16 protein-coding genes and 1 other annotated feature are annotated in these 23105 nt (G+C 51.3%); of the genes, 8 read left to right on the top strand and 8 right to left on the bottom strand.

Annotated features, from left to right (window positions below):
* Window positions 1-5: 5 nt before the first annotated feature.
* The 5 genes from btuF to gltB all read right to left on the bottom strand — a co-directional run bounded on the left by btuF (window position 6) and on the right by gltB (window position 8563).
* On the bottom strand, window positions 6-854 hold the full coding sequence (gene btuF / locus WN56_RS05405) for a vitamin B12 ABC transporter substrate-binding protein BtuF (protein WP_108743700.1): 849 nt from the start codon (window positions 852-854) through the stop codon (window positions 6-8).
* A gap of 12 nt (window positions 855-866) precedes the next feature.
* Window positions 867-1826, bottom strand: coding sequence for a cobalamin biosynthesis protein (locus WN56_RS05410; RefSeq protein WP_046074046.1), 960 nt, complete (start codon window positions 1824-1826; stop codon window positions 867-869).
* Between the two features lie 12 nt (window positions 1827-1838).
* A complete protein-coding gene (mtnN, locus tag WN56_RS05415) occupies window positions 1839-2534 on the bottom strand; it encodes a 5'-methylthioadenosine/S-adenosylhomocysteine nucleosidase (protein WP_046074047.1) in 696 nt (231 codons plus the stop codon).
* Window positions 2535-2671: 137 nt separating this feature from the next.
* A complete protein-coding gene (locus WN56_RS05420) occupies window positions 2672-4084 on the bottom strand; it encodes an FAD-dependent oxidoreductase (protein ID WP_046074048.1) in 1413 nt (470 codons plus the stop codon).
* Between the two features lie 12 nt (window positions 4085-4096).
* Window positions 4097-8563 (bottom strand): glutamate synthase large subunit, encoded by a 4467-nt coding sequence (gene gltB, locus WN56_RS05425; RefSeq protein ID WP_046074049.1) that lies wholly within the window; start codon window positions 8561-8563, stop codon window positions 4097-4099.
* A gap of 614 nt (window positions 8564-9177) precedes the next feature.
* Between gltB and WN56_RS16525 the strand changes: the two genes are divergently transcribed.
* From WN56_RS16525 to arcB, 3 genes are read left to right on the top strand one after another with little or no spacing between them, the layout of a single operon-like run.
* Window positions 9178-9774, top strand: coding sequence for a hypothetical protein (locus tag WN56_RS16525; RefSeq protein ID WP_052708025.1), 597 nt, complete (start codon window positions 9178-9180; stop codon window positions 9772-9774).
* Window positions 9755-10972: a diguanylate cyclase gene (locus WN56_RS05430; RefSeq protein WP_052708026.1), complete on the top strand. Its 1218-nt coding sequence runs from the start codon at window positions 9755-9757 to the stop codon at window positions 10970-10972. The genes WN56_RS16525 and WN56_RS05430 overlap by 20 nt, the downstream gene beginning before the upstream one ends.
* Before the next feature lie 9 nt (window positions 10973-10981).
* Window positions 10982-13336: an aerobic respiration two-component sensor histidine kinase ArcB gene (gene arcB / locus WN56_RS05435; protein WP_046074050.1), complete on the top strand. Its 2355-nt coding sequence runs from the start codon at window positions 10982-10984 to the stop codon at window positions 13334-13336.
* Window positions 13337-13463: 127 nt separating this feature from the next.
* Here the strand turns inward: arcB and arcA are convergent, their stop codons facing one another.
* Window positions 13464-14183 (bottom strand): two-component system response regulator ArcA, encoded by a 720-nt coding sequence (arcA, locus tag WN56_RS05440; RefSeq protein ID WP_046074051.1) that lies wholly within the window; start codon window positions 14181-14183, stop codon window positions 13464-13466.
* Window positions 14184-14617: 434 nt separating this feature from the next.
* On the opposite strand from arcA, the gene WN56_RS05445 reads away from it, so the two are divergent.
* Both WN56_RS05445 and WN56_RS05450 read left to right on the top strand, forming a co-directional pair.
* Window positions 14618-15040: a DUF3293 domain-containing protein gene (locus WN56_RS05445; RefSeq protein ID WP_046074052.1), complete on the top strand. Its 423-nt coding sequence runs from the start codon at window positions 14618-14620 to the stop codon at window positions 15038-15040.
* A gap of 33 nt (window positions 15041-15073) precedes the next feature.
* Window positions 15074-15556 (top strand): putative 4-hydroxy-4-methyl-2-oxoglutarate aldolase, encoded by a 483-nt coding sequence (locus WN56_RS05450; RefSeq protein ID WP_046074053.1) that lies wholly within the window; start codon window positions 15074-15076, stop codon window positions 15554-15556.
* A 13-nt stretch (window positions 15557-15569) separates the two neighbouring features.
* Here the strand turns inward: WN56_RS05450 and WN56_RS05455 are convergent, their stop codons facing one another.
* Window positions 15570-16043 carry a hypothetical protein gene (locus WN56_RS05455; protein WP_046074054.1) on the bottom strand — a complete coding sequence of 158 codons (474 nt, stop codon included), beginning with the start codon at window positions 16041-16043 and terminating at the stop codon, window positions 15570-15572.
* 233 nt (window positions 16044-16276) lie between these two features.
* Window positions 16277-18016: a bifunctional isocitrate dehydrogenase kinase/phosphatase gene (gene aceK / locus WN56_RS05460; RefSeq protein WP_046074055.1), complete on the bottom strand. Its 1740-nt coding sequence runs from the start codon at window positions 18014-18016 to the stop codon at window positions 16277-16279.
* A gap of 165 nt (window positions 18017-18181) precedes the next feature.
* Window positions 18182-18298 (top strand) — a sequence feature (Thr leader region).
* Between the two features lie 24 nt (window positions 18299-18322).
* Between aceK and thrA the strand changes: the two genes are divergently transcribed.
* Genes thrA through thrC form a run of 3 tightly spaced genes read left to right on the top strand, consistent with a single transcriptional unit; the run spans window position 18323 to window position 23024 of the window.
* Entirely contained in the window at window positions 18323-20782 is a 2460-nt protein-coding gene (gene thrA, locus WN56_RS05465; protein WP_046074056.1) for a bifunctional aspartate kinase/homoserine dehydrogenase I, read from the top strand.
* A 2-nt stretch (window positions 20783-20784) separates the two neighbouring features.
* On the top strand, window positions 20785-21744 hold the full coding sequence (gene thrB / locus WN56_RS05470; protein ID WP_046074057.1) for a homoserine kinase: 960 nt from the start codon (window positions 20785-20787) through the stop codon (window positions 21742-21744).
* The gene (thrC, locus tag WN56_RS05475) at window positions 21741-23024 is read left to right on the top strand and encodes a threonine synthase (RefSeq protein ID WP_046074058.1); all 1284 of its coding nucleotides are present in this window, start codon (window positions 21741-21743) and stop codon (window positions 23022-23024) included. Before thrB ends, thrC begins: the two co-directional genes overlap by 4 nt.
* The last annotated feature ends 81 nt before the right edge of the window (window positions 23025-23105 follow it).

A 23105-nucleotide genomic window follows, 5' to 3' on the forward strand; every position in this document is an offset into this window, starting at 1 on the left:
AAATCCTATTGTGCCTGACGGACTTCATCGAGGGCGGTACAAATTTGCTCGGCGGCGTTTAATGCACGAGGGGTCGCGCGAGTCAGCCAATCCGGGTTAAGTGACCAAGTAAACTGGCGCGTCGCCTTAGGCAGCAACTCAGCCATTGAATGCCAACTGTCTGGTAGCTGCTCGCCTGTGTGGAAAAGCACTTTGGGGGCACGTGTGATGACTTGTTCCATATTGACTTGTGGATAGGCGGCGGGGCTGTCGGCGAAGATATTTTTCCCTCCACATAAACGAAATAACTGACTCGGCCAGGCTCGGTTACTGGCGGTCATCAGTGGCGTGTCACTGAGTAAGTAAAAGTAGGGAACGGGCTCTGCACTGCGGTACTGGGCGTTTAATTGCGCCAGCTTTTGATCAAAGGCGTTAGCATTGCGTGTGGCGATGTCTGGGCTCTCGCTATAATGACCCAGCTCGCGAATAAACTGACCAATATCACTGAGCGTGTCTGGGTTGAGGTAACGGATGGTAAAGCCTAATTCCGCCAAGGTTTCCAGAGGCTTGGGCGGATTCCCGCCGCGCCAAGCTAAAATAAGATCCGGTTGCAGGGCGATAATGCGTTCGAGTTTGACTCCCCGATAGTTGGCCACGCGTTCGAGCGACTGAGCCGGCTGCGGATAATCACTGTAGGCACTTGCAGCGACCATATTGGGGCCAAGCCCAGCGGCATAAGCCAGCTCTGTGGTATGGGGGGCGAGACTAATCACTCGCAACGGAGTGGCGTGAGCAAAAGGCATCCATGTTAAGGCCAAGACAAGCCAACAGGCTTGCAAGCGAAAAAGGGTACAAAGGGCACGAAAACGTGGCATCAATCAGTGTCCTTAAACGATTAAAACCAAGGAGCATAACCCGAGCCAGATTAAAACACTGTGGGTTAACTTCAAGCGCAGCAATAAAAGGTGATAACAAGCAGGGGTGACCCCATAGCCAATTTTGGTTCTCAAGGTCTTAGTACCTTGATAAACAGCCGGGCCGCCTAGAGAGAGCTGGAAGCGACTACCTGCACACGCGAGTAGCCAACCTGAACCAGGCGTTCGCCAGCGTCTGCCCTGCTGCCAGCCGGTTTTTAGGTGTGACCAAGGTTGACGGCTCATTGCCACGATCACAGCAAACAGCCCCATTGGCACTATATCCAACAGGTTCAATAAGCGGGCGCTGGCGAGCCCAAACGGGTAATAGCTTAAGCGGCTTGGGGTCCAAACGCGGTGAAGGTGTACCAAGCTTGTGTATAGCAAGGCACCCACACCCCCTGCGAGCAGATAATAAAATATCACGCAAACACAGTGCCGCGCTGTGCCAAGAAGCAGTGTTTCCGCGCCCGCTTTTCCTATTCCGATCAATGACAGAGACTCGGTTTCACGATTGACGCGTGTGGCGAGCAACGCGCGCGCTGCGCCCTTGTCATGTTGGTCTATCGCATGGGCGATGGTGTGGCCAAACTTATCGATTGGCCGCCAATCAAGTGCGAGCCAGAGCAATATGGCATCGAACAGGGGACGCGACCAAACGAGCTCTCGGGTGGCGATTAAAAAAATGGCGAGGGTGCCACCCATCAACATTAAGGCGAGCGCACCGGCAAGCTTACGCTGGCGCTTAGGGTCTGTATCTTTGTTGACTTGGCTCGCGAGCAAGTCGGCATACTGTCGCCAGTATTGAAACGGAGAGTATTGACTGGGCAATGGGAGTAGCCAGTGCACTAATACCGCCAACCACAGCGCCCATAAGCGGCCTTGGTCGGCGGCGTAGATCATCCATTGTTGCGGATTGAGCAAATCATCCATGGGGTCGAGTGATCAGGCGTCGATCATTGCGATCATGTTTTCCACCATGGCCGATGAGCTTTTGGCCGCTAACGGCAGAAACTCTTCAAAGGTCATGGGTGACTCTTTTTCTGCCACGACATCGGAGATGGCGCGCACTACCACAAAAGGCGTGGCAAACTGGGCACACACTTGCGCGATCGCTGCCGCTTCCATTTCGGCGGCCACCGCATCTGGGAAGTGGGTATAGATATGTTGGCGGTGGGCATCGGTGTGCACAAAGGTATCGGCGGTACAGATCAAGCCACGCACCACATGTGTTTGGCTGTCCACTGCTTTTTCTGCGAGTTGCATTAATGCTTCATCGGACTCGAAGACCGCCGGTTGCTGCGGCACTTGTCCCATTTGATAGCCGAATGCAGTGGCATCCGCATCGTGATAGCAGACTTTGGAAGACACTACCACATCACCCAGATTGAGTGAGGGCTCAAACGCACCAGCCGACCCTGTGTTGATCACCCAGTCAGGCTTGAATTGTGATAGCAGCAAGCTGGTACCAACGGCAGCAGCAACCTTACCGATGCCAGACTGAAGTAACACGATATCATGGCCTTGCAAAGTGCCAGTATAAAAGGTGCAGCCGCCTTCTTGGTGAGTGGCGCTGTTTTCCAGCTTGTCGCGCAGTAGAGTGACTTCTTGCTCCATGGCGCCAATTATGCCGATTTTCATGCTGATAATCCTGTTCGTGTAAATGCCGTTAGTGTACATGAGGCAATAAAAAAGTGCCTCCCTGAGGCACTTCTGAATAGATAACATCGATGTCTACGTGAACGATGTCGGACGATGACGCTGGAGCGTCGCCCGCGCTATACTTCCAGGTAGTCCATGATGCCTTCTGCTGCTTTGCGACCTTCATCAATGGCCGTCACCACCAAATCGGAGCCGCGCACCGCATCGCCCCCGGCAAAAATTTTGGGGTTCGTAGTTTGGTACAAGATATCACCTTTTGCGGGCGCTTGGATTCGTCCACGCTCATCAAGGGCGACATCGTAAGGTTCTAGCCACTCCATCGCGTGTGGCTGAAAACCAAAGGCCATGATCACCGCATCCGCTTCCAGCACATGCTCACTGCCCTCAATTGGCTCTGGGCGGCGGCGACCCGCAGCATCAGGCTCTCCGAGCTGGGTTTTCACCACAGTGACGCCGCTAACATTGCCATTACCGTCGACTTCAATCCCTAACGGTTGCAGGTTGAACATAAAGTTCACCCCTTCTTCGCGGGCATTTTTGACCTCACGGCGCGAGCCAGGCATGTTTTCCTCATCACGACGATAGGCACAAGTGACACTGGCGGCTTGTTGACGAATCGAGGTACGGACACAGTCCATCGCGGTATCTCCCCCTCCAAGCACCACGACACGTTTCCCCGCCATATCGATGAACGGTGGAGCGTTGTCCAGAGCCATCACCTTATAGGTGTTGGAGACTAAGAAGGGCAGCGCATCAAAGACGCCGGGCGCATCTTCATTGGCGAGGCCTGCACGCATATACTTGTAGGTGCCAACCCCTAAGAAAACCGCATCGTAGTCATCGACCAAGGTTTGCATGTCGATATCTTTACCTACTTCGGTGTTGAGGCGAAACTCAACCCCCATCTCGGTAAAGACACGCTGACGATGCCGCATCACATCTTTTTCCAGCTTAAAAGATGGAATGCCAAAGGTGAGCAAGCCCCCAATTTCTGGGTAGCGGTCAAAGACCACGGGTTTTACCCCGTTGCGGACCAGTACATCGGCGCAGGCGAGTCCTGCTGGGCCGGCACCAATCACAGCGACTTTTTTATCTGTCCACTCAACATGTGACATGTCAGGCTTCCAGCCCATCTCAAAGGCTTTGTCCGTGATGTACTTTTCGACATTGCCGATGGTGACGGCGCCAAAGTCGTCGTTGAGGGTGCAGTCACCCTCGCAGAGACGGTCTTGTGGGCACACGCGACCACATACCTCGGGCAGGCTATTGGTTTGGTGCGACAGCTCAACCGCTTCTATAATCCGACCCTCGTTGGCGAGCTTGAGCCACTGCGGAATATAGTTGTGCACTGGGCACTTCCATTCACAGTAGGGGTTGCCACAGTCAAGACAACGATCCGCTTGTGCTGACACCTCTTTTTCAGTGAAGGGTTCATAGATTTCAACGAACTCAATTTTGCGCGTTTCAATCGCTTTTTTGCGCGGGTCAATGCGCTGCACATCAATAAACTGATAGATGTTCTGGCTCATGGGTCCCTCCTTTTACTGCGCCTGAACGCGCAGCTCAGCAGCGCTGCGACTTTGGTGGCCTAATAAGGTATTCACATCAGCGGCTTTCGGTTTGACGAGGTAGAAACGGTGTACCCAAGTGTCAAAGTCATCGAGCAGCTGTTGTGCACGATCCGAGCCGGTCAGCTCGAAGTGTTGGGCTATCAGGCCACGTAAGTGCTCTTGATGGATAGCCAAAGCCTCCAACGACAGCGCTTCAACCAACTCAGGGTTGATACGACCGTTAAAATCGCCCTCTTCATCCAGCACGTATGCGAAGCCACCGGTCATCCCAGCGCCAAAGTTGACCCCGGTGCGACCGAGAATGGCCACAATGCCTCCCGTCATGTATTCACACGCATTGTCGCCCGCGCCTTCCACAATGGCATGGACGCCTGAGTTACGCACGGCAAAACGCTCACCGGCTTTACCGGCTGCAAACAATTTGCCCCCAGTGGCACCGTATAGGCAGGTGTTACCCATGATGGTGGACTCATGGCTGGCAAATGCTGAGCCGATAGGGGGCCGGATCACAATCTGTCCGCCGCTCATGCCTTTTCCGACGTAGTCGTTAGCATCCCCAATAAGGGTGATGTTCACTCCCGCGGCATTCCATACCCCGAGCGATTGGCCGGCGGTGCCTTGCAGCTGCACATCCAGCGGGTTAGCTGCCATTCCGGTATTGCCGTAACGCTTGGCAATCGCACCAGACAAGCTGGCACCGACTGAACGGTCGGTATTACGAACAGACTTGTAGACACTGGCACTGTGGTTGGCCGCAATAGCTTCACCCAGCTCACTAAGCAGGGCTTGGTTAAGTTCAGCCTTGTCAAATGGCGTGTTAGGCTCACTGCAATACAAGGTCTTACCTGGCCACGGCGTTGGTGCATCGAGAATATGGCTTAGGTCGAGCTTCAGTTGCTTGGCGGTAAAGCCATCAACCGCCTCAAGGAGGTCGGTTCGACCAATCAGATCGGTAAGCTTTTCCACCCCTAGTTCGGCCAGCAGCTCGCGCACTTCTTCCCCTAGGCCTTTGAAGAAGTTCATCACTTGCTCGGGCAGGCCTTTAAAGTACTCACTACGTAAGGTTTCATCCTGAGTAGCAACGCCAGTTGCACAGTTATTGAGGTGGCAAATACGAAGGTATTTACAGCCAAGTGCGACCATAGGGGCGGTACCAAAGCCAAAGCTTTCTGCGCCTAAGATAGCGGCTTTGACAATGTCTAAACCGGTTTTTAGGCCCCCGTCGACTTGTAAACGGATCTTATGGCGCAAGCCGTTTTCAACCAGTGCTTGCTGAGTTTCAGCGAGCCCCAATTCCCATGGGCTACCTGCATATTTTACCGAGGTGAGCGGGCTGGCACCTGTCCCACCGTCGTACCCTGAGATGGTTATTAGGTCGGCGTACGCTTTGGCCACCCCGGTGGCAATGGTGCCTACGCCTGGCTCTGAAACCAGCTTAACCGACACGAGTGCCTGCGGATTAACTTGTTTGAGATCGAAGATCAGCTGGGCTAAATCCTCAATCGAGTAAATATCATGATGCGGCGGTGGCGAAATCAAGGTCACGCCGGGGACGGAGAAACGCAGTTTAGCAATTTCTGCTGTCACCTTATGGCCAGGCAGTTGTCCACCTTCTCCGGGCTTCGCGCCTTGCGCGACCTTGATTTGCAGCACATCCGCATTGGTCAGATAGTGCGGGGTGACGCCAAAACGGCCCGATGCAATCTGCTTGATGCGTGAATTGCGTTCGCTATTGAAACGACGTGGATCTTCGCCCCCTTCGCCGGAGTTTGAGTGGCCACCAAGACGGTTCATGGCAATAGCCAGCGCTTCGTGCGCTTCCGGGCTCAAGGCACCGATAGACATCGCCGCCGAGTCAAACCGTTTGAACAGCTCCGTTGCCGGCTCGACACGCTCGAGCGCAACCGGTGAGGCCGCTTTTTTCAGTTGCATTAAATCGCGCAAGGTTGCCACAGGACGCTCATTCACGGTTTTAGCGTAGGTCTTGTAATCCATGGCCTCGCCAGATCGCACCGCGCTTTGCAAGTTGGTCACCACATCTGGGTTATACGCGTGGTATTCACCATCGTGGACATACTTAAGCAGACCGCCATGTTCTAGCGGTTTACGCTTGATCCATGCTCGGCGAGATAGGTTGATCAAATCTTGTTGGAAATCATCAAAATTGGCCCCTTGAATGCGGCTAGCCACGCCTTTAAAGCAAAGCTCAATCACATCTTGGTGCAAGCCAACCGCCTCGAACAACTGCGAGCAACGGTAAGAGGCAATGGTCGAAATCCCCATTTTTGACATGATCTTGTAAAGGCCTTTATTAATGCCATTACGGAAGTTGACCATCACATCGCGATACGGCTTATCGACGGCGCCAATATCGACCAAGTTCGCCAGTGTTTCATAGGCTAAGTAAGGATAAACCGCCGTGGCACCAAACCCGAGTAACACCGCAAATTGATGGGGGTCGCGAGCACTGCCGGTTTCGATAATGATGTTGGCATCACAGCGTAGGTTTTGGTTAACCAAGCGTTTTTGCACCGCACCGACCGCCATTGCCGCAGGAATCGGAAGCGTATCTTTATTGATACTGCGGTCAGAGAGCACCACAAGAACGGTGCCATCACGGACACAACGCTCGGCCTGATCGCATAAATCGAGGATGGCTTGATGAAGATCTTTTTCGTTCGGATCGTAATTAATATCTAAAATGCTGTTGCGATAATAGGTATCGTCTAGCTCGAGCAGTTGCACCAGATCCGAGAACAAAAGAACCGGAGACTTAAACGCGACCCGCTCGGCGTGCCCATCGGTTTCACAGAACACATTCATTTCACGGCCAATACAGGTGGCCAGAGACATCACGTGGTTCTCGCGCAGCGGATCAATCGGTGGGTTAGTCACCTGGGCAAATTTTTGCCGGAAGTAATCGCTCACACAGCGTGGACGCGACGATAGTACCGCCATTGGCGTATCATCACCCATGGAGCCAGTGGCTTCTTGGCCAATATCGCCCAGCACTTTGACGACCTGATCCACTTCCTCATTCGACATCCCAAACAGCTTTTGATAGGTCTTAAGCTGGGCGTCTTTAAGGTTACGGCTGCCTTCACTGGTGTCAGGATCTAAGTCTTCAAACGGTGTGAGACGACGGACATGTTGGTCCAGCCACTCACGATACGGATGACGGCTTTTTAGCTCATCATCGATTTCACCTGAGTGCCAAATCTTCCCTTCGCGGGTATCGATCACTAAAAGCTCACCCGGGCCCACGCGGCCTTTTTCTGACACTTCGTCAGGCGCGTAATCCCAGATCCCAATCTCGGAGGCGAGGGTAATAAACTTATCTTTGGTAACCACATAGCGCGCTGGACGCAGGCCGTTGCGGTCAAGATTACAGGCGGCATAGCGGCCGTCTGACATCACGATTCCCGCCGGCCCGTCCCATGGCTCCATATGCATGGAGTTAAAGTCATAAAATGCGCGCAGTTCATCATCCATGTCTGGGTGATTTTGCCACGCGGGCGGCACCAGTAAACGCATAGCCCGGAATAAATCCATCCCGCCGGCGAGAAAAACTTCCATCATGTTGTCGAGGCTTGAGGAATCAGACCCTGATTCATTCACAAACGGGGCGGCTTGATGTAAGTCAGGCAACAAAGGGGAGTTAAATTTGTATGCACGTGTGCGTGCCCACTGACGGTTCCCCTCAATGGTGTTGATTTCGCCGTTGTGGGCAAGGTATCTAAAGGGCTGTGCGAGCGGCCAGCGTGGTTGAGTATTGGTACTGAAACGCTGGTGGAACAAGCAGATAGATGACTCTAGGCGCAGATCCGCGAGATCGGTGTAAAAACGAGGCAGATCCGCTGGCATACACAACCCTTTGTAAACAATGGTTTGTGTAGATAGGCTGGTGACATAAAAGTCAGCATCGTCTGCCAAGGCTTGTTCTGCACGGCGACGTGCAATATACAGGCGTCGCTCTAAATCGCGTGCGCGCCAGCCTGCTGGACCATTGATAAACACTTGTTCAATGACCGGTTGAGACTGTTTGGCGATATCCCCGAGTACATCTGGGTTGGTCGGTACGGTCCGCCATCCCACCACTGATAGCGTTTCAGCGTTGATTTCTTGCTCGAAGCGTTGTTTGGCTTGTTGGGCTTTTGCCGGATCGGCACTGAGAAAAATCATGCCGACCGCATATAGACGGCTCAGCTTCCATTGGTTTTGCTCAGCAATAAGGCGGAAAAAGCGGTCGGGCTTTTGCAGTAGTAGCCCACAACCATCGCCTGTCTTGCCGTCAGAGTTGATGCCACCTCGGTGGGTCATGCGGTCAAGTGCAGCGATAGCAGTACGAACCAGTTTGTGGCTGGGCTCCCCCTCTTGATGGGCGATAAGGCCAAAACCACAGTTATCTTTTTCCAGCATTGGGTTGTACAGCGACATTGCAATTCTCCCTTGCTACTGCGTTACGCGCAGTGATTGCATTTATTGTCGTGATCCTCCTGACCACTCTGAACAGATTCGCTTTGTGACTGTGCGCTCGTTATGTTGTGATTTTTTAACGAGAAAAGTCGGTGATTTACACTCTAACTCACTGTTTTATCGATGGATTGACAGAGAATACACAGGCAAAGCGCTATTCAGCGACCTTCCAAATTAACGGTAAACCTTGCAAAGGTCAAATTTTTATATGCATCCTTTATGCATAGCAATAGAAGCATGTCTTTATTGTAAATGACTGATATAAAAGTATTTATTGTGGTTTTTTTGATGAATAATATCTATTCGCAATTATGCCATTTTGTTAAATAATTATTAAATAAAAGGCGAATTCGAGTAGATATTCTAGCTTTGATGATGAATAAAGAAGGGTGCGTTATATGCTTTCTCTTTCATAGCAAAAAGCACTGTCAATTGATGTAATAAAATAACAAATGATATTCGCAAAGCTGTGAACAGGACAATCACGCGTTCTATCAAAACTGTGGCAGAATACGTCGCCGGTGAGGTAGGGCGTGAATACGATCAAGGACAGTAATAAGGCAGACAGGAGTGGCATGGCGTTTTTTAGTTTTAGCTTGGTTTTCGTGTTAGGCGCTTTGCTTGGCTACGGTTGGCGCGCGCGTCGAGCGACACTGGCGTTATCCGATTGGCGGGTTTACATGGCCGGGTTAGACACGCCACATGCGATTGTCACGGCCGATGATGGTGACATCTTGTATGCCAATGCACCTTGTGTGGAGTCTTTTTCGCTGGTAGGTAGCCACAACCGGTTTAAAACCGCCAATGAAAAACAGCAGCAAGCGGTGCGCGCTTTTATTGTGGCGCAGCGTTGGCCTCAGCCATTTTCTAATGTTGAAGCCAAAGTCAGAGCCCCGGGCGCGAATCGGGTGCGGGTTGAGGTGACCTTATCTGGCTTGCCGATCCGCTGTCGCGGCAAGCGTGCCTGGCTCATTTCATTTTCTGCCTCTGAGTCCAACACGCAATGGCACCTGCAGCAACAAGAACAAGGTGTGCTTTTAAGCGTGATTAATTCCTTGGCGGAGCTCGTATGCTTTCAAGATGTTGAGGGAAACGTGGTGGGTACGAACGCCGCCTTTGACCGCTTCTGGCAGGGCCGAGGAGCAGGAAGCAGTGCTTTGGCAAGCCGGTGAGCCGCTTTTCGAGCCGCGAACAGTACGTACCTGGGCGACACAACATCATGATCAGAGCTGCTTATTGGAAACGAATATCACAACGCTTAAAAATGATAAGCAGGAAGTGATAGGCACATTGAGTATTAGCCATGATGTGACCAATTGGCACCAGATGCAGGAGCGGTTACAAAAAGAAGCACAACAGCGTCACTCGGTTGAGCAAGTGCTGGAGCAGCGAAGTAACTTGCTCAGTGCGATTTTCCAAGCGAGTGTCGACCCTATCGGTATTTTTGATCAAGACTATTATCACCTGGCGTGTAATCAAGCGTATGCCGATGCGCTTGGTACCACCATTGAAGCGCTCGAGAATGCACCGGCGCAATATGTGGTAGATCCGGAGATATTTGATCAACACAAAGCGCGTGATAAACAGGTGCTAGAAACGGGTGGAACCATTACCTATGAAGATGTCATTTTAACGGATACGGGTGAGCAAACTTGGTATGAGGTGACCAAGTCACGCATTCAAGATCCGGTCACGTTGGCACCGGCTGTGCTGCTGATGGCACGTGATATTACCGAACGGAAAGAGACACAACAACAGTTAGCCGATGCCATCATGGCACTGCAGGAGCTCAGCTTTGTTGATAGCCTTACTCAAGTGGCTAACCGACGCAGTCTTGACGAGCAATTGAGCACGCTGTGGCGTTCACACGCCAGAGAGCAGACCCCCTTGGCGTTTATTCTTTGCGATATAGATCATTTTAAGCTTTACAACGATCACTATGGCCACCAGCAGGGTGACTGGGCCTTACAGCAAGTGGCCAAGGCGCTAAAATCGTCCGTTCATCGCCCGATGGATATGGTTGCCCGTTATGGGGGGGAAGAATTTGCGATTGTCTTACCACAGACAGGGCTAAACGGCGCGTTGGATGTGGCTGAACGGGCGAGGCAAGCGATATTAGCGGCGAACATCGAACACTTGGACGCGGCATCCACCCAGCAACTGACGATGAGCCTGGGGGCGGCGTGTATGATCCCAGCGCCGGATCAAGATTATGGCGATTTGGTACAATGCGCGGATCGTGCGTTATATCAAGCCAAGCGACATGGCCGCAATCGTGTGAGTGTGCTGCAAGGTGCCTCTCATTCTCGCCCATCAAACAAGCAACGAGCCTCGGTGGCTGAATCAATTCACTTCGAATCTGGCGGTTAATAAGCCTATATGAAACAACTTAAAGTCCTTGCCCAATATTACGTCGACTTGCTGGTCAAGTTAGGCATAGTGCGCTTTAGCATGCTACTGGCTTTGGCGCTCGTGGCGCTCGCGGTAGTGGTGCAAGTGGGGATTACCTTAGTCCTTGAGGGCACGGTTCAAAATATTGATATCATTCGCTCGGTTTTCTTTGGACTGGTGATCACGCCGTGGGCGGTTTATTTTTTGTCGGTGGTGGTTGATCAACTGGAGGAGTCTCGTCAGCGGTTATCAAAACTGGTTTCTAAGCTGGAAGAAATGCGTGCGCGTGATATGCGCCTTAACCGCCAACTCACCGAAAATATTGAGCAACTCAACTCGGAAATAGAAGAGCGTGAGAAAGCGGAGAGTGCGCGGCAGCAGGCGATTAAAGATCTTGAAAATGAAGTTTATCAGCGTGAAAAAGCGCAGTTGGAGCTGGCGGAGCAAACCGCCTTACTCCGCTCTTTCATTGATGCTTCCCCGGATTTGATTTATTACCGCAACGCTGATGGTCAGTTCTCGGGTTGTAACCGAGCGATGGAAGAGCTAACCGGTTATGACGAGAAAACGCTCAAAGGGCTGACACCTTGGGACGTTTATCGCGAAGATATCGCTGAAAAAGTGGTCGAAACCGACCAGCAAGTGTTTGACGCCAATGTGTCGATAACCTATGAGCAATGGCTTGAATATCAAGACGGGCGCAAAGCCTATTTTGAATTGCGCAAAGTGCCTTTCTTTGCCCGAGATGGGCGGCACCTTGGGCTGCTTGGTTTTGGGCGAGAAATTACCGAGCGTAAGCGCTACCAAGATGCGCTTGAAAAAGCGAGCCGAGAAAAAACAGCGTTTATTTCCACCATTAGTCATGAATTGCGCACCCCGCTCAATGGGATTGTTGGCCTAAGCCGCATGTTGCTGGAGTCAAACTTGGATGATAAGCAACGTAATTATCTGCGGACGATTTATGTCAGTGCGATCACGTTGGGCAATATTTTTAACGACATCATTGATTTAGACAAATCTGATCGCAAACGTCTTTCTCTGCATCCCACCAGTGTGGATTTAAATGAGTTTGTTACCGAAATCGACAATATTTCAGGGTTGATGGCCGAGCAAAAGGGCTTACGTTTTGAACTTGAGCGAGTGACCGAACTCCCTGACTATGTGGCGGTTGATACGACGAGGCTGCGGCAAATCCTATGGAATCTCGTCGGTAATGCGGTCAAGTTTACCAAGCAAGGCTGTGTGATCATTACAGTCAGTGCGGAAGTGGACGGTGACCAAGCCCATTTATGCTTTGACGTTGAAGACAGTGGTATCGGGATCCCCGCGGATGAACAAGACAAGATTTTTGCCATGTATTACCAAGTTAAACAGGCAGGGGAAAACCTACATGCCGTTGGGACAGGTATTGGCTTGGCGGTATCGCGCAAATTGGCCCGTTTGATGGGGGGGGATATTACCCTCGACAGTGAAGAGGGCGAGGGGAGTACCTTTACGGTTACCGTCAAGGTGCCATTGAGTGAGCCTGGAGAAGACGAAACACCGGCACTCACCCCAGTGGAAAGCAGGCTGCGTATTTTATTGGTGGAGGATATTGAGCTCAATATTACTGTTGCTACCAGCTTGCTTGAGAGTTTGGGGCACCAGGTGACCGTCGCTCGCGATGGGCAGTCGGCGTTAGATGTGTTCTCGCCAGACGCGTTTGATCTGGCGCTGCTCGACATTCAACTGCCCGATATGACCGGTTTTGATATCGCGGCTACTTGGCGAGAGCAGTATGCGCAACTGCCACCTTTAGTTGCGCTGACCGCCAATGTTATTAATGACAAAAATAGCTATCTTGCCAACGGAATGGACGATGCGATCAGCAAACCCATTAGTGTGAGTGCGCTTAACCAGGTGATTGAGCAGTATGCTTTGTCATCAAACATGGTGACAGACGTCGAGAGTGTGAATGAGCCCGCGCCGAGCCGTCCTATCGCGAATGAACAAGCAGAGCGGCTGCTCGATATGGATATGCTCACTGGGTATGTGGAGTTAGTGGGTATAGACCCTGTGAAACAAAGCATTGAGATGTTTGAGTCAACCATGCCAGAGTACATCGCCATCCTCGACTCGAATATGACGGCACGAGATCAAGAAGGCATTGTTTCTGAAGCGCACAAAATTAAAGGCGCTGCAGGGTCGGTGGGACTCAAGCATATTCAAAAAGTGGCGCAAAAAGCACAGTCACCCGACCTCCCCGCGTGGTGGGAGAACATTGCGGATTGGATTGATGAAATCAAAGATGGCTATCAGCACGATCTGGATGTGCTCAAAGCGTGGTTAGACGAGCAAGCGTAGCGCTTCTGGCTGGCGAGCCCACTGAGAAACCAGCAAGCGACAAAGAGAAAAAAGGCGCCTTAATCGGCGCCTTTTTCTTGAGTTCGACACGCAGTCTTTAAACCATGCACCGTCTCTCAACGACTCTTTATTGCTCTTCGATTTCACCGCAGAAGCGATAACCTTCACCATGGATGGTCGCAATGATCTCTGGTGTGTCATTGTGCGATTCGAAATGTTTACGGATCCGGCGGATCGTGACATCCACGGTACGATCGTGCGGCTTAAGTTCACGACCCGTCATTTTCTTAAGCAGCTCAGCACGCGTCTGAATTTTGCCTGGGTTTTCACAGAAGTGAAGCAGGGCGCGGAACTCAGAGCGAGGCAGCTTAAAGGTTTCCCCTTCTGGGTTAATGAGCGAGCGACTGTTAATGTCGAGTGTCCAACCGTTAAAGACATACACGTCGACGTTACGCTTTTCTTCGCTGTCGTTGACACTGCTCATGGCTCGCGTGAGCAGGTTACGCGCACGGATAGTCAGTTCGCGTGGGTTGAATGGTTTGGTAATGTAGTCGTCGGCACCGATTTCGAGCCCGAGAATCTTGTCGACTTCATTGTCACGCCCAGTGAGGAACATCAGCGCCATGTCACCTTGTTCACGCAATTCGCGCGCGAGCAACAAGCCGTTTTTACCTGGCAAGTTAATATCCATGATCACTAAGTGAACATGATGGTTAGACAGGACTTGATGCATTTCGTCGCCATCGCTGGCTTCAAACACATTGTAACCTTCCGCTTCAAAGATACTTTTCAGCGTGTTACGTGTGACCTGTTCATCTTCTACAATCAGAATTTGCGGGGTTTGCATTGGCGATACCTAATATCTAAATAGAATCCGGTTGCACTTCACAGTCTAGACTGTCTAGCCTGTGAAAAAAATTTACAAAAATGCGAGGAGTGTCTACCGCGAACCTCGCAACTAACATATGGCACGCCATCCATAGAGAAGTGTTCGTCGATGCTAGACAACGCACCGTGAGTTCCAGCTTAAGACGGGGCGTGGCAGTATGAGTGCACCACCAAGCCAATCACTCTGATATCCATTAATTATCGCCAATTGTATTCATTTAACAGCACGCTAACAATATATTAGGATAAGGGTTGATGATTTTTTTCATCCTTTATTGACCCCAATCAAAAGCATGTTAAATGTCAGTTAGCGACGCGTTTTAACTTAACTTTCTGAATAATGACGCATAATTAGTCACTAAGCATAGTATGCGTTACGAGTAGGTGTAAACAATGTGTGATCCTGATAACCAGCAAGAATTGTGGAAAACTTACCAATCGATCGCGTTTCACGCTCCTCAAGCGCCAGATGCCGAAGCATTTGCTATTCTTACCGCATTTAATCCGCGTAGCCAACCTTTATCTGAGAAAGAGAATCAATCGCGTAATGCTCAGCTTGAAAGTGCAATGACACAACAAGGGATACGCTATTGGCCAATGAATGGTGGGGCGCCGGATGGGAGTTGGTATGAGCCGGGTTTTGCGGTTGCTGTGGATAAGCACGAAGCCATGTTATTGGCGCAACAATGGCAACAAAATGCCATCTATTGGGTAGAGAATGATAGTTTATGGTTGTTGCCTGTTTTGATGGATGCGTTCACACCGCAATCACTGAACGTGCGTTTTTCATCCTTGTTCACGGCAGCCACTCGCTAACTCTTTCCCACAACGAAAAAGGAGAAAGGCATCATGGACGATAAATTGCCGGACTTATGTGACAACCACCCGGAGGCGGTGCAATGGATCCCACTGCAGTGGCAGAACTATGGCGCTCATTGCTGCTTTGAAGGCCAAGTTCGTACAGTACGTTGCTATCAGGATAATTCCAAAGTGAAGGCGATGCTGGCTACCCCAGGTGAGGGCCAGGTGCTGGTAGTGGATGGCTCTGGTGCGATGGATAGAGCCTTGCTGGGCGATCTTATCGCACAAAGCGCTGTTGATAATGGGTGGGCAGGCGTCGTCATCGTTGGGCCGGTTCGCGATGCGGCGACGCTAGCGACCTTGCCGATCGGAATTAAGGCTCTGGGTGTCTGTCCGATAAAAACGCAAAAACGCGATCAGGGCGATGTGGATGTCGCGTTAGCGTTAAACGGCGTGTCTGTGAGGGCAGGTGATTATCTGTATGCCGATCTAAATGGCGTGATTGTGTGTGCAGAGCCACTGATCAGTTAATCTGGGCGGCGGGTTAAAAGTGCAACCCAACCCCGAGTTGGTAAATCGATTCGGGGGAGGTTTCGGGACGAAACTCGACATCTAGCCCGGCATTCACATCAATTGACTCACTCAACTGGTAGCGACTGCTGACGCCCCACTGATTGATCAGGGTATCGTCATTATCGCGGCTAATTTGACTCGAAAGGCGCAGCTTGTCGGTAAAACGGTACTCAATCCCGCTTAACAACCCTTGTTGCGTGGTGTGTTGGTCGTTTTCGCTTTTCAGTTGCGTGCCCATATAAACAGATACATTACTGAGTGGGTAACGATAGCCTGACTGAATGGTCCAGCTATCAAAACCTTGTGTGGCCGATGGGATAGACTGAATAAAGAAGTGATCAGCTGTCCCAGCTGGCAGCGTTTGCCAAGTTAACGGTTGGCCCCACGCAGGCGCTGCCACAGCTTGTAACACGAGGGTCAACAGTCCTAGTTGTTTTATACTCAAATCCTGTGCCTCATTGTTCTTTTTAGGCTTAGCTCAGTCTTAGAAGACGCTGATGCGTTGTGATCAGTGTAGACAAAAAATAGATACCGTTGCCGAATTTTGTCTCTCTCCTCACGCGTGCCGATAACGGCCAATAGACTAAACTGCCAATATATTGACGATTTGCCACTTTATTGGCGCACAAAGGCGGTGAATCGCCTTTGTGCGGTTAACACATGATGACTGAGCAAATATTAGGCCGTTTTTGGTGAGAGCGTCGCGTGTCCCAACCGGTTTTCTTCGCTGTAGGGACGCACATCATGAAAATGCCCGGCCTTTACCTGGCTTTGCAGTTGCTGCCAATAACCAGCTTCGAACAGCTCTGGGTGGAGGCGATCAAACTCGTCGGCAACGGTACGATTAACCAGTAAAAATGTGCGAAATTCTTCTGGGAATACGTCATTTTCGCCCACGCTGTACCAAGGCTCTGCAGCTAGTTCATCTTCTGGATAGCGAGGTGGCGGAATATGGCGAAAGTTTACCTCAGTGAGATACGCTATCTCATCGTAATCATAGAAAATGACCCGATTGTGACGACTGACCCCAAAGTTTTTAAACAGCATATCGCCGGCAAAGATGTTGGCGGCGGCTAATTCTTTGAGTGCATCGCCATATTCTTGTACGGCTTGGGTGATCGCGTCCGGCTCGGCTTTTTCGAGATAAATATTTAACGGGATCATGCGCCTTTCCATGTAGAGATGGCGAATGCGCACTTCGTTGTCGGTGACGTTAACGCAGGAGGGGGCAACCTCGAGGAGTTCATCAATTAAGGCGTCACTAAACCGGTCACGGGGAAAAATAAAGTTACGGTATTCTTGGGTATCGGCCATGCGTCCAACCCGATCGTGTTCTTTAACCAGGCGGTACTTTTCCCTTACTTGGGCGTGGGTCATTTGCTTTTGCGGGGCAAACTTGTCTTTGATGATCTTAAACACAAACCCATAGGAAGGCAGAGTAAATACCGACATCACCATTCCTTTGACCCCAGGCGCGATATCAAACAAGTCATCCGAGTTATCCAGGTGGTAAAGAAACTCACGGTATAGCTCGGTTTTTCCGTGCTTCTGGCAACCGATCGCGGTGTAGAGCTCAGCGGGCGTTTTGTTGGGCATCAGCTGGTTAAGGAAGTCCACCAACGCCGCCGGCACAGGGGCGTAGACCATGAAGTACGAGCGGGCAAAACCAAACACGATGCTGACATCATCACTGTCGGTAATACAGGCGTCGATGTACAGCTCCCCTTGCTCGGAGATCGCGAGCGGCAGCACCAAAGGCCGGCGCTGGTTAGCCATATCGAGTCGGCCGATAAGGTAAGCGCCTTTATTACGGAAAAAAGGCTGACGAACCATTTCTAGGGTAAAGCTCATGGTAAGTTGCGGGCCAAACCGCGCTTGGAGTATTTGTGTCACACGTTTGAGATCGCCGCTTTTATCCCGCCAAGGTAGGGTAAACGGGGTGCTATCGAGCATCCGCTCTAAGGTGGCGTAAATGCCGGCTTGGGATTGGAAGCGTCTTAATAAAGGGGTTGGATATTTGGGGATCCGTCCCCCTTGGGAGCTTTGCACGAACAGCTTATCGCGACGGATATTGCGGTGTTCAAAGATCCGGCAATACACAGAGTTAAAGAAACTCTCGGCGATATCGTAACGCGGGTAGTCATCAAGCAAGGTGACATAAGCCGCTTTGACTGCCATCAAAAAGGAGCGTGTGGCGTGCGCTTTGCCGAGCATGGCTCCTAATTGTTGACTGACCAAACCAACATGATGGTCGTAGAACTGGATACGCGTTTTGAGCGCTTGTTGAACACTTTTCCAGTCTTGTTGCTCAAAGCGCTCCTGCGCACCGGAGGTGACATCGAGAAACCGGCCATACATAGCATCCGAGCCTTGTAGTATGGTATTGGCGACTAATTGGGCCATCGCTTCTTGGGTCATTCGCGCTCCTTGCGATCTGGTTGCTCCCTTGTTCAAGCTCGCAGAGTTTTGTTGAAAAAGCAATCAGGATCACTTTTTTGTTGACCTAAGCAACATGATTCGATACACCTAGAGAGAATCAAACAAAACAAATGATATACGCAACACACATGCAACTAACGATCAGCACCCAGACCACCACAACCACCATTATTATTACTGGCACATCATGTGTTGGTGCGGGCTGATACGCACAGAATTTCCAAAAAAGCCCGTACCTTCCCAGGTACGGGCTTTTTTTTATCTTAAAAGAGAGGTCCCAAACGGATGCGAGTTTTAAAATTTGGTGGCACGTCGCTGGCCGATGCTGAGCGCTTCAGTCGCGCTGCCGATATCATTGTCAGTAACCAGGGGCAGAGCGAGGTGTCTGCCGTGTTATCCGCCCCAGCGAAGGTGACAAACATCCTCGTTTCAGTGGTTGAGAACACGGTCAAACATGGTGAAGCGGAATTGCCGCTTAAAGAGCTAGAGCAGCTTTTCGTCGGCTTGTTTCATGGCCTAGCGGAGCGTCAACCCAACCTCGATACCCAGCCACTTTTCGATAAATTAACGCGCAGTCTCGGCCAGCTTCGCCAATATGTGCATGGCATGAGCTTATTGGGCTTATGCCCAGATAGCACCTATGCACGTGTCGTCAGTAAAGGTGAGCGTTTGTCGGTCGCAGCGATGCATGCACTACTCGAGGCGCGTGGGTATGCAGTGTTCGATATTGACCCGGTGGAATACTTTGCCGCGTCGGGCAGTCACTTAAGTGCTGAAGTCGACATCGAAGTTTCATCGCAACGTTTCAAACAATCGCCCATCCCAGCGAAACACATTGGTCTAATGCCAGGGTTTATGGCGGGGAATGAAAATGGCGAGCTGGTGACCCTAGGACGGAATGGCTCAGACTACTCTGCCGCGGTACTCGCAGCGTGTGTACGTGCCGAGTGTTGCGAGATTTGGACAGATGTCGATGGGGTGTACAACTGTGACCCTCGCCTCGTACCGGATGCGCGCTTGCTAAAATCGCTGAGCTATCAAGAAGCGATGGAGCTGTCTTACTTTGGCGCGAAAGTGTTACACCCCAAAACCATCGCACCGATTGCGCGCTTTCATATCCCTTGTTTAATTAAAAACGCGGCGAACCCGCAAGCAGAAGGCACCTTAATTGGTGAGGATAGCGGGGAGGACAAGCTTGCGATTAAGGGCATCACCACCTTAAGCGATTTGAGCATGGTCAACTTATCAGGCCCGGGTATGAAAGGCATGGTAGGGATGGCATCACGCGTATTTGGTGCGATGTCATCGGCGGGGGTGTCGATTGTGTTGATTACCCAATCCTCTTCTGAGTACAGCATCAGTTTTTGTATTCAAAGCCAGGACAAAGAAAAAGCCGACAAGGTGCTGAGTAATCATTTTGAGCTTGAACTGAAAGATGGTCTGCTTGAGCCTGTCGAGTTTATGGATAATTTGTCGATTGTCTCTTTGGTGGGCGATGGCATGCGCACATCGAAAGGTGTTGCCTCGCGCTTTTTCACCTCGTTGGCAGAAGTCAATGTCAATATCGTTGCGATTGCTCAAGGTTCATCGGAACGCGCTATTTCTGCGGTGGTGCCTTCAGAGCGAGTCTCTGAGGCGGTTAAAGCCTGTCATGAGAATTTATTTAATAGCCAGCATCATTTGGATGTATTTATCGTCGGTGTCGGTGGCGTGGGGGGTGAGCTGATTGAGCAAATCCGCCGCCAACAAGCCAAGCTCCAGCAACAAGGCATTGTCATGCGGGTCTGTGGCTTAGCGAACAGCAAAGGGATGTGGCTTAACAGCCAAGGCATTGATCTAAATAGCTGGCGCGATGAACTCCCCAACCACCTGTCTACGTTCAGCTTAGCGGGGATGATCCAGCTAGTTCAGCGTAATCATATCATTAACCCTGTGTTGATCGATTGCACCGCCGATCAGCAGGTCGCCGATCAATATGCTGATTTCTTGCGTGCAGGCTTTCACGTGATTACCCCTAATAAGAAAGCCAATACCAGCAGCATGGCTTACTATCACCAGTTGCGTCAGGCGGCCCGCGCGACGCACCGCAAATTTATGTATGAGACCACAGTGGGCGCAGGCCTACCGGTGATTGAAAACCTACAAAACTTGATTGCGGCAGGGGATGAGCTGTCACGCTTTTCTGGGATCTTATCGGGATCGCTTTCCCACATTTTCGGCAAGTTAGATGACGGCGCCAGCTTTAGTGAGGCGACCAAGGTCGCGCGTGAAAACGGTTTTACTGAGCCGGATCCGCGTGACGATCTGTCGGGCATGGACGTGGCACGTAAGCTGTTGATTCTGGCACGTGAAGCTGGCATGGAGCTTGAGCTTGATGATGTTGAGGTCGAACCTGCGCTTCCGCCTGGCTTTGATCAGTCCGGTGATGTGGAAACCTTTATGACGCGTTTGCCGCAAGCCGATGAATATTTTAAACAATGGTCCGAGGCTGCCGCCAAAGAAGGCAAAGTATTGCGTTATATTGGTGGTATCGAAGACGGACGCTGTTTCGTCAAAATCCAAGCGGTATCTGACGATGACCCCATGAACAAAATCAAAGAGGGTGAGAACGCATTGGCTTTTTATAGCCGGTACTATCAGCCGATTCCTTTGGTGCTGCGAGGCTATGGCGCGGGAACCGCAGTGACCGCCGCCGGGGTGTTTGCGGACTTAATGCGTACACTGGGTTGGAAGTTAGGAGTCTAGTTATGGCAGTCCGTGTTTATGCACCTGCATCGATTGGTAATGTCAGTGTGGGATTTGATGTCTTAGGGGCAGCGGTGAGCCCTGTCGACGGTAGTTTACTGGGCGATGTGGTGGAAGTGGCAGACGGTGGAAACCACGCTTTTTCATTGCACTGCCAAGGCCGCTTTATCGATAAGCTACCCGCTAATCAGCAGGATAATATCGTTTATCAGGCGTACTTGGCCTATGCCGAGGCGCTTAAAAGCCATGACTTGGCGGTGAAACCCGTTGCCATGGTGCTTGAAAAGAATATGCCGATTGGGTCAGGACTTGGCTCCAGTGCATGCTCGATTGTCGCCGCGCTCGAAGCGTTGAATCGCTTTCATGACCATGCGCTCGATGAGACTCGCATGTTAGCGCTGATGGGAGAAATGGAAGCGTCCATCTCCGGTAGCTTACATTATGACAATGTCGCGCCTTGTTATCTTGGTGGCGTGCAGCTCATGCTGGAAAGCCAAGGGGTGATCAGTCAAGCGGTGCCACACTTTGAAAACTGGTATTGGGTGATGGCGTATCCGGGCATCAAGGTGTCGACGGCAGAAGCACGCACCATCTTGCCCGCCCAGTATCGCCGGCAAGATGTGATCGCCCATGGGCGCTATCTCGGCGGCTTTATTCATGCGTGTCACACGCAACAGCCTAAGCTCGCGGCGAGTTTAATTTGCGATGTGATTGCTGAACCGTACCGACAAAAACTGCTGCCGGGGTTTGTTGAAGCGCGCGAGTATGCCGCCAGTTGTGGCGCATTGGCGACGGGGATTTCCGGTTCAGGGCCAACCCTATTTAGCATTTGTGACGATAGACAGGTGGCAGAGCGTGTCGCGCAATGGTTACGCGAGCACTATATACAAAATGATGATGGCTTTGTTCATGTATGTCGCATTGATGGACAGGGCGCGAAAGAAATAGGAAGTCAGGCATGAAGCTTTATAACATCAAAGATCACAGTGAAACCGTGTCATTCTCTCAGGCGGTCCAGCAAGGTTTAGGTCGTGGCCAAGGGCTCTTTTTTCCCGAGAGCTTGCCCCACTTCGAGGACATTGAGGCATTACTGGCCATGCCTTTGGTGGCGCGCAGTAGCGAAATTTTATCTGCATTAATTGGCGATGAGCTGCCTAAACAGCAAGTGAGTGAACTGGTTAAAAACGCATTTAGCTTTGCTGCACCGCTTACCCAGGTGAAAGATAATATTCACGCGCTAGAGCTTTTCCATGGCCCGACGCTCGCCTTTAAAGACTTTGGTGGCCGTTTTATGGCGCAGTCGCTGGCAGCGGTCTCTGATGGCAAAAAGATCACCATCCTCACGGCAACATCTGGGGATACCGGGGCGGCTGTTGCCCATGCGTTCTACGGTATTGATAATATCGATGTCGTCATCTTGTACCCGAAAGGCAAAATCAGCCCGCTGCAGGAAAAACTCTTTTGCACACTCGGCGGCAATATCCATACGGTCGCGATTAATGGCACCTTTGACGATTGTCAAAGCTTGGTCAAGCAAGCCTTTGATGATAGCGAGCTTCGTCAGGCCATTGGTCTTAACTCGGCTAACTCCATCAACATTAGCCGCTTAATGGCCCAGATTTGTTACTACTTCGAGGCGGTGGCGCAGCTCCCTCCGCATAAACGCGATCAGGTGGTGATATCGGTGCCAAGTGGTAACTTTGGTAACCTCACGGCCGGTTTGCTTGCTAAAGCGATGGGGCTGCCGATTAAGCGCTTTATTGCGGGTACCAATGCCAATGACACGGTACCGCGCTATTTGGACTCGGGGGAATGGTCTCCGCAGCAAACGGTCGCCACCTTATCCAATGCCATGGACGTGAGTCAGCCTAACAACTGGCCACGTATCGAAGAGCTTTTCCGCCGAGAGCAGTGGACGTTGAGTGAACTTGCCTCAGGGCGTGCTGACGATGAGGAAACGGCTGAGAGCTTAAAATCGCTCTCTCACGCGGGCTATTTGTGTGAACCGCATGGTGCGATTGCTTACCGTCTGCTGGCTGAGCAGCTTGAACCAGGAGAAGAGGGGATCTTCTTGTGCACCGCCCACCCGGCGAAATTTAAAGAGTCGGTGGATGCCATTTTGGATAAAGATATCCCCCTGCCTGGGCCGCTCGCGAAACACGCGAAAATGACGCTGCTTTCTCGTGAGCAAGAGGCGGATTTCCAAGTGCTACGAGACTACCTATTAGACATTAATGGCTAACGGGTAGAAGCAACGCACTCCAGCCTATGCCTGAAAAAAAACAGCCCGCGATAGCGGGCTGTTTCAGTGTAAGCGCTCTTG

This window comes from Salinivibrio sp. KP-1, assembly GCF_000968645.1.
GTDB classification, from domain to species: domain Bacteria; phylum Pseudomonadota; class Gammaproteobacteria; order Enterobacterales; family Vibrionaceae; genus Salinivibrio; species Salinivibrio siamensis.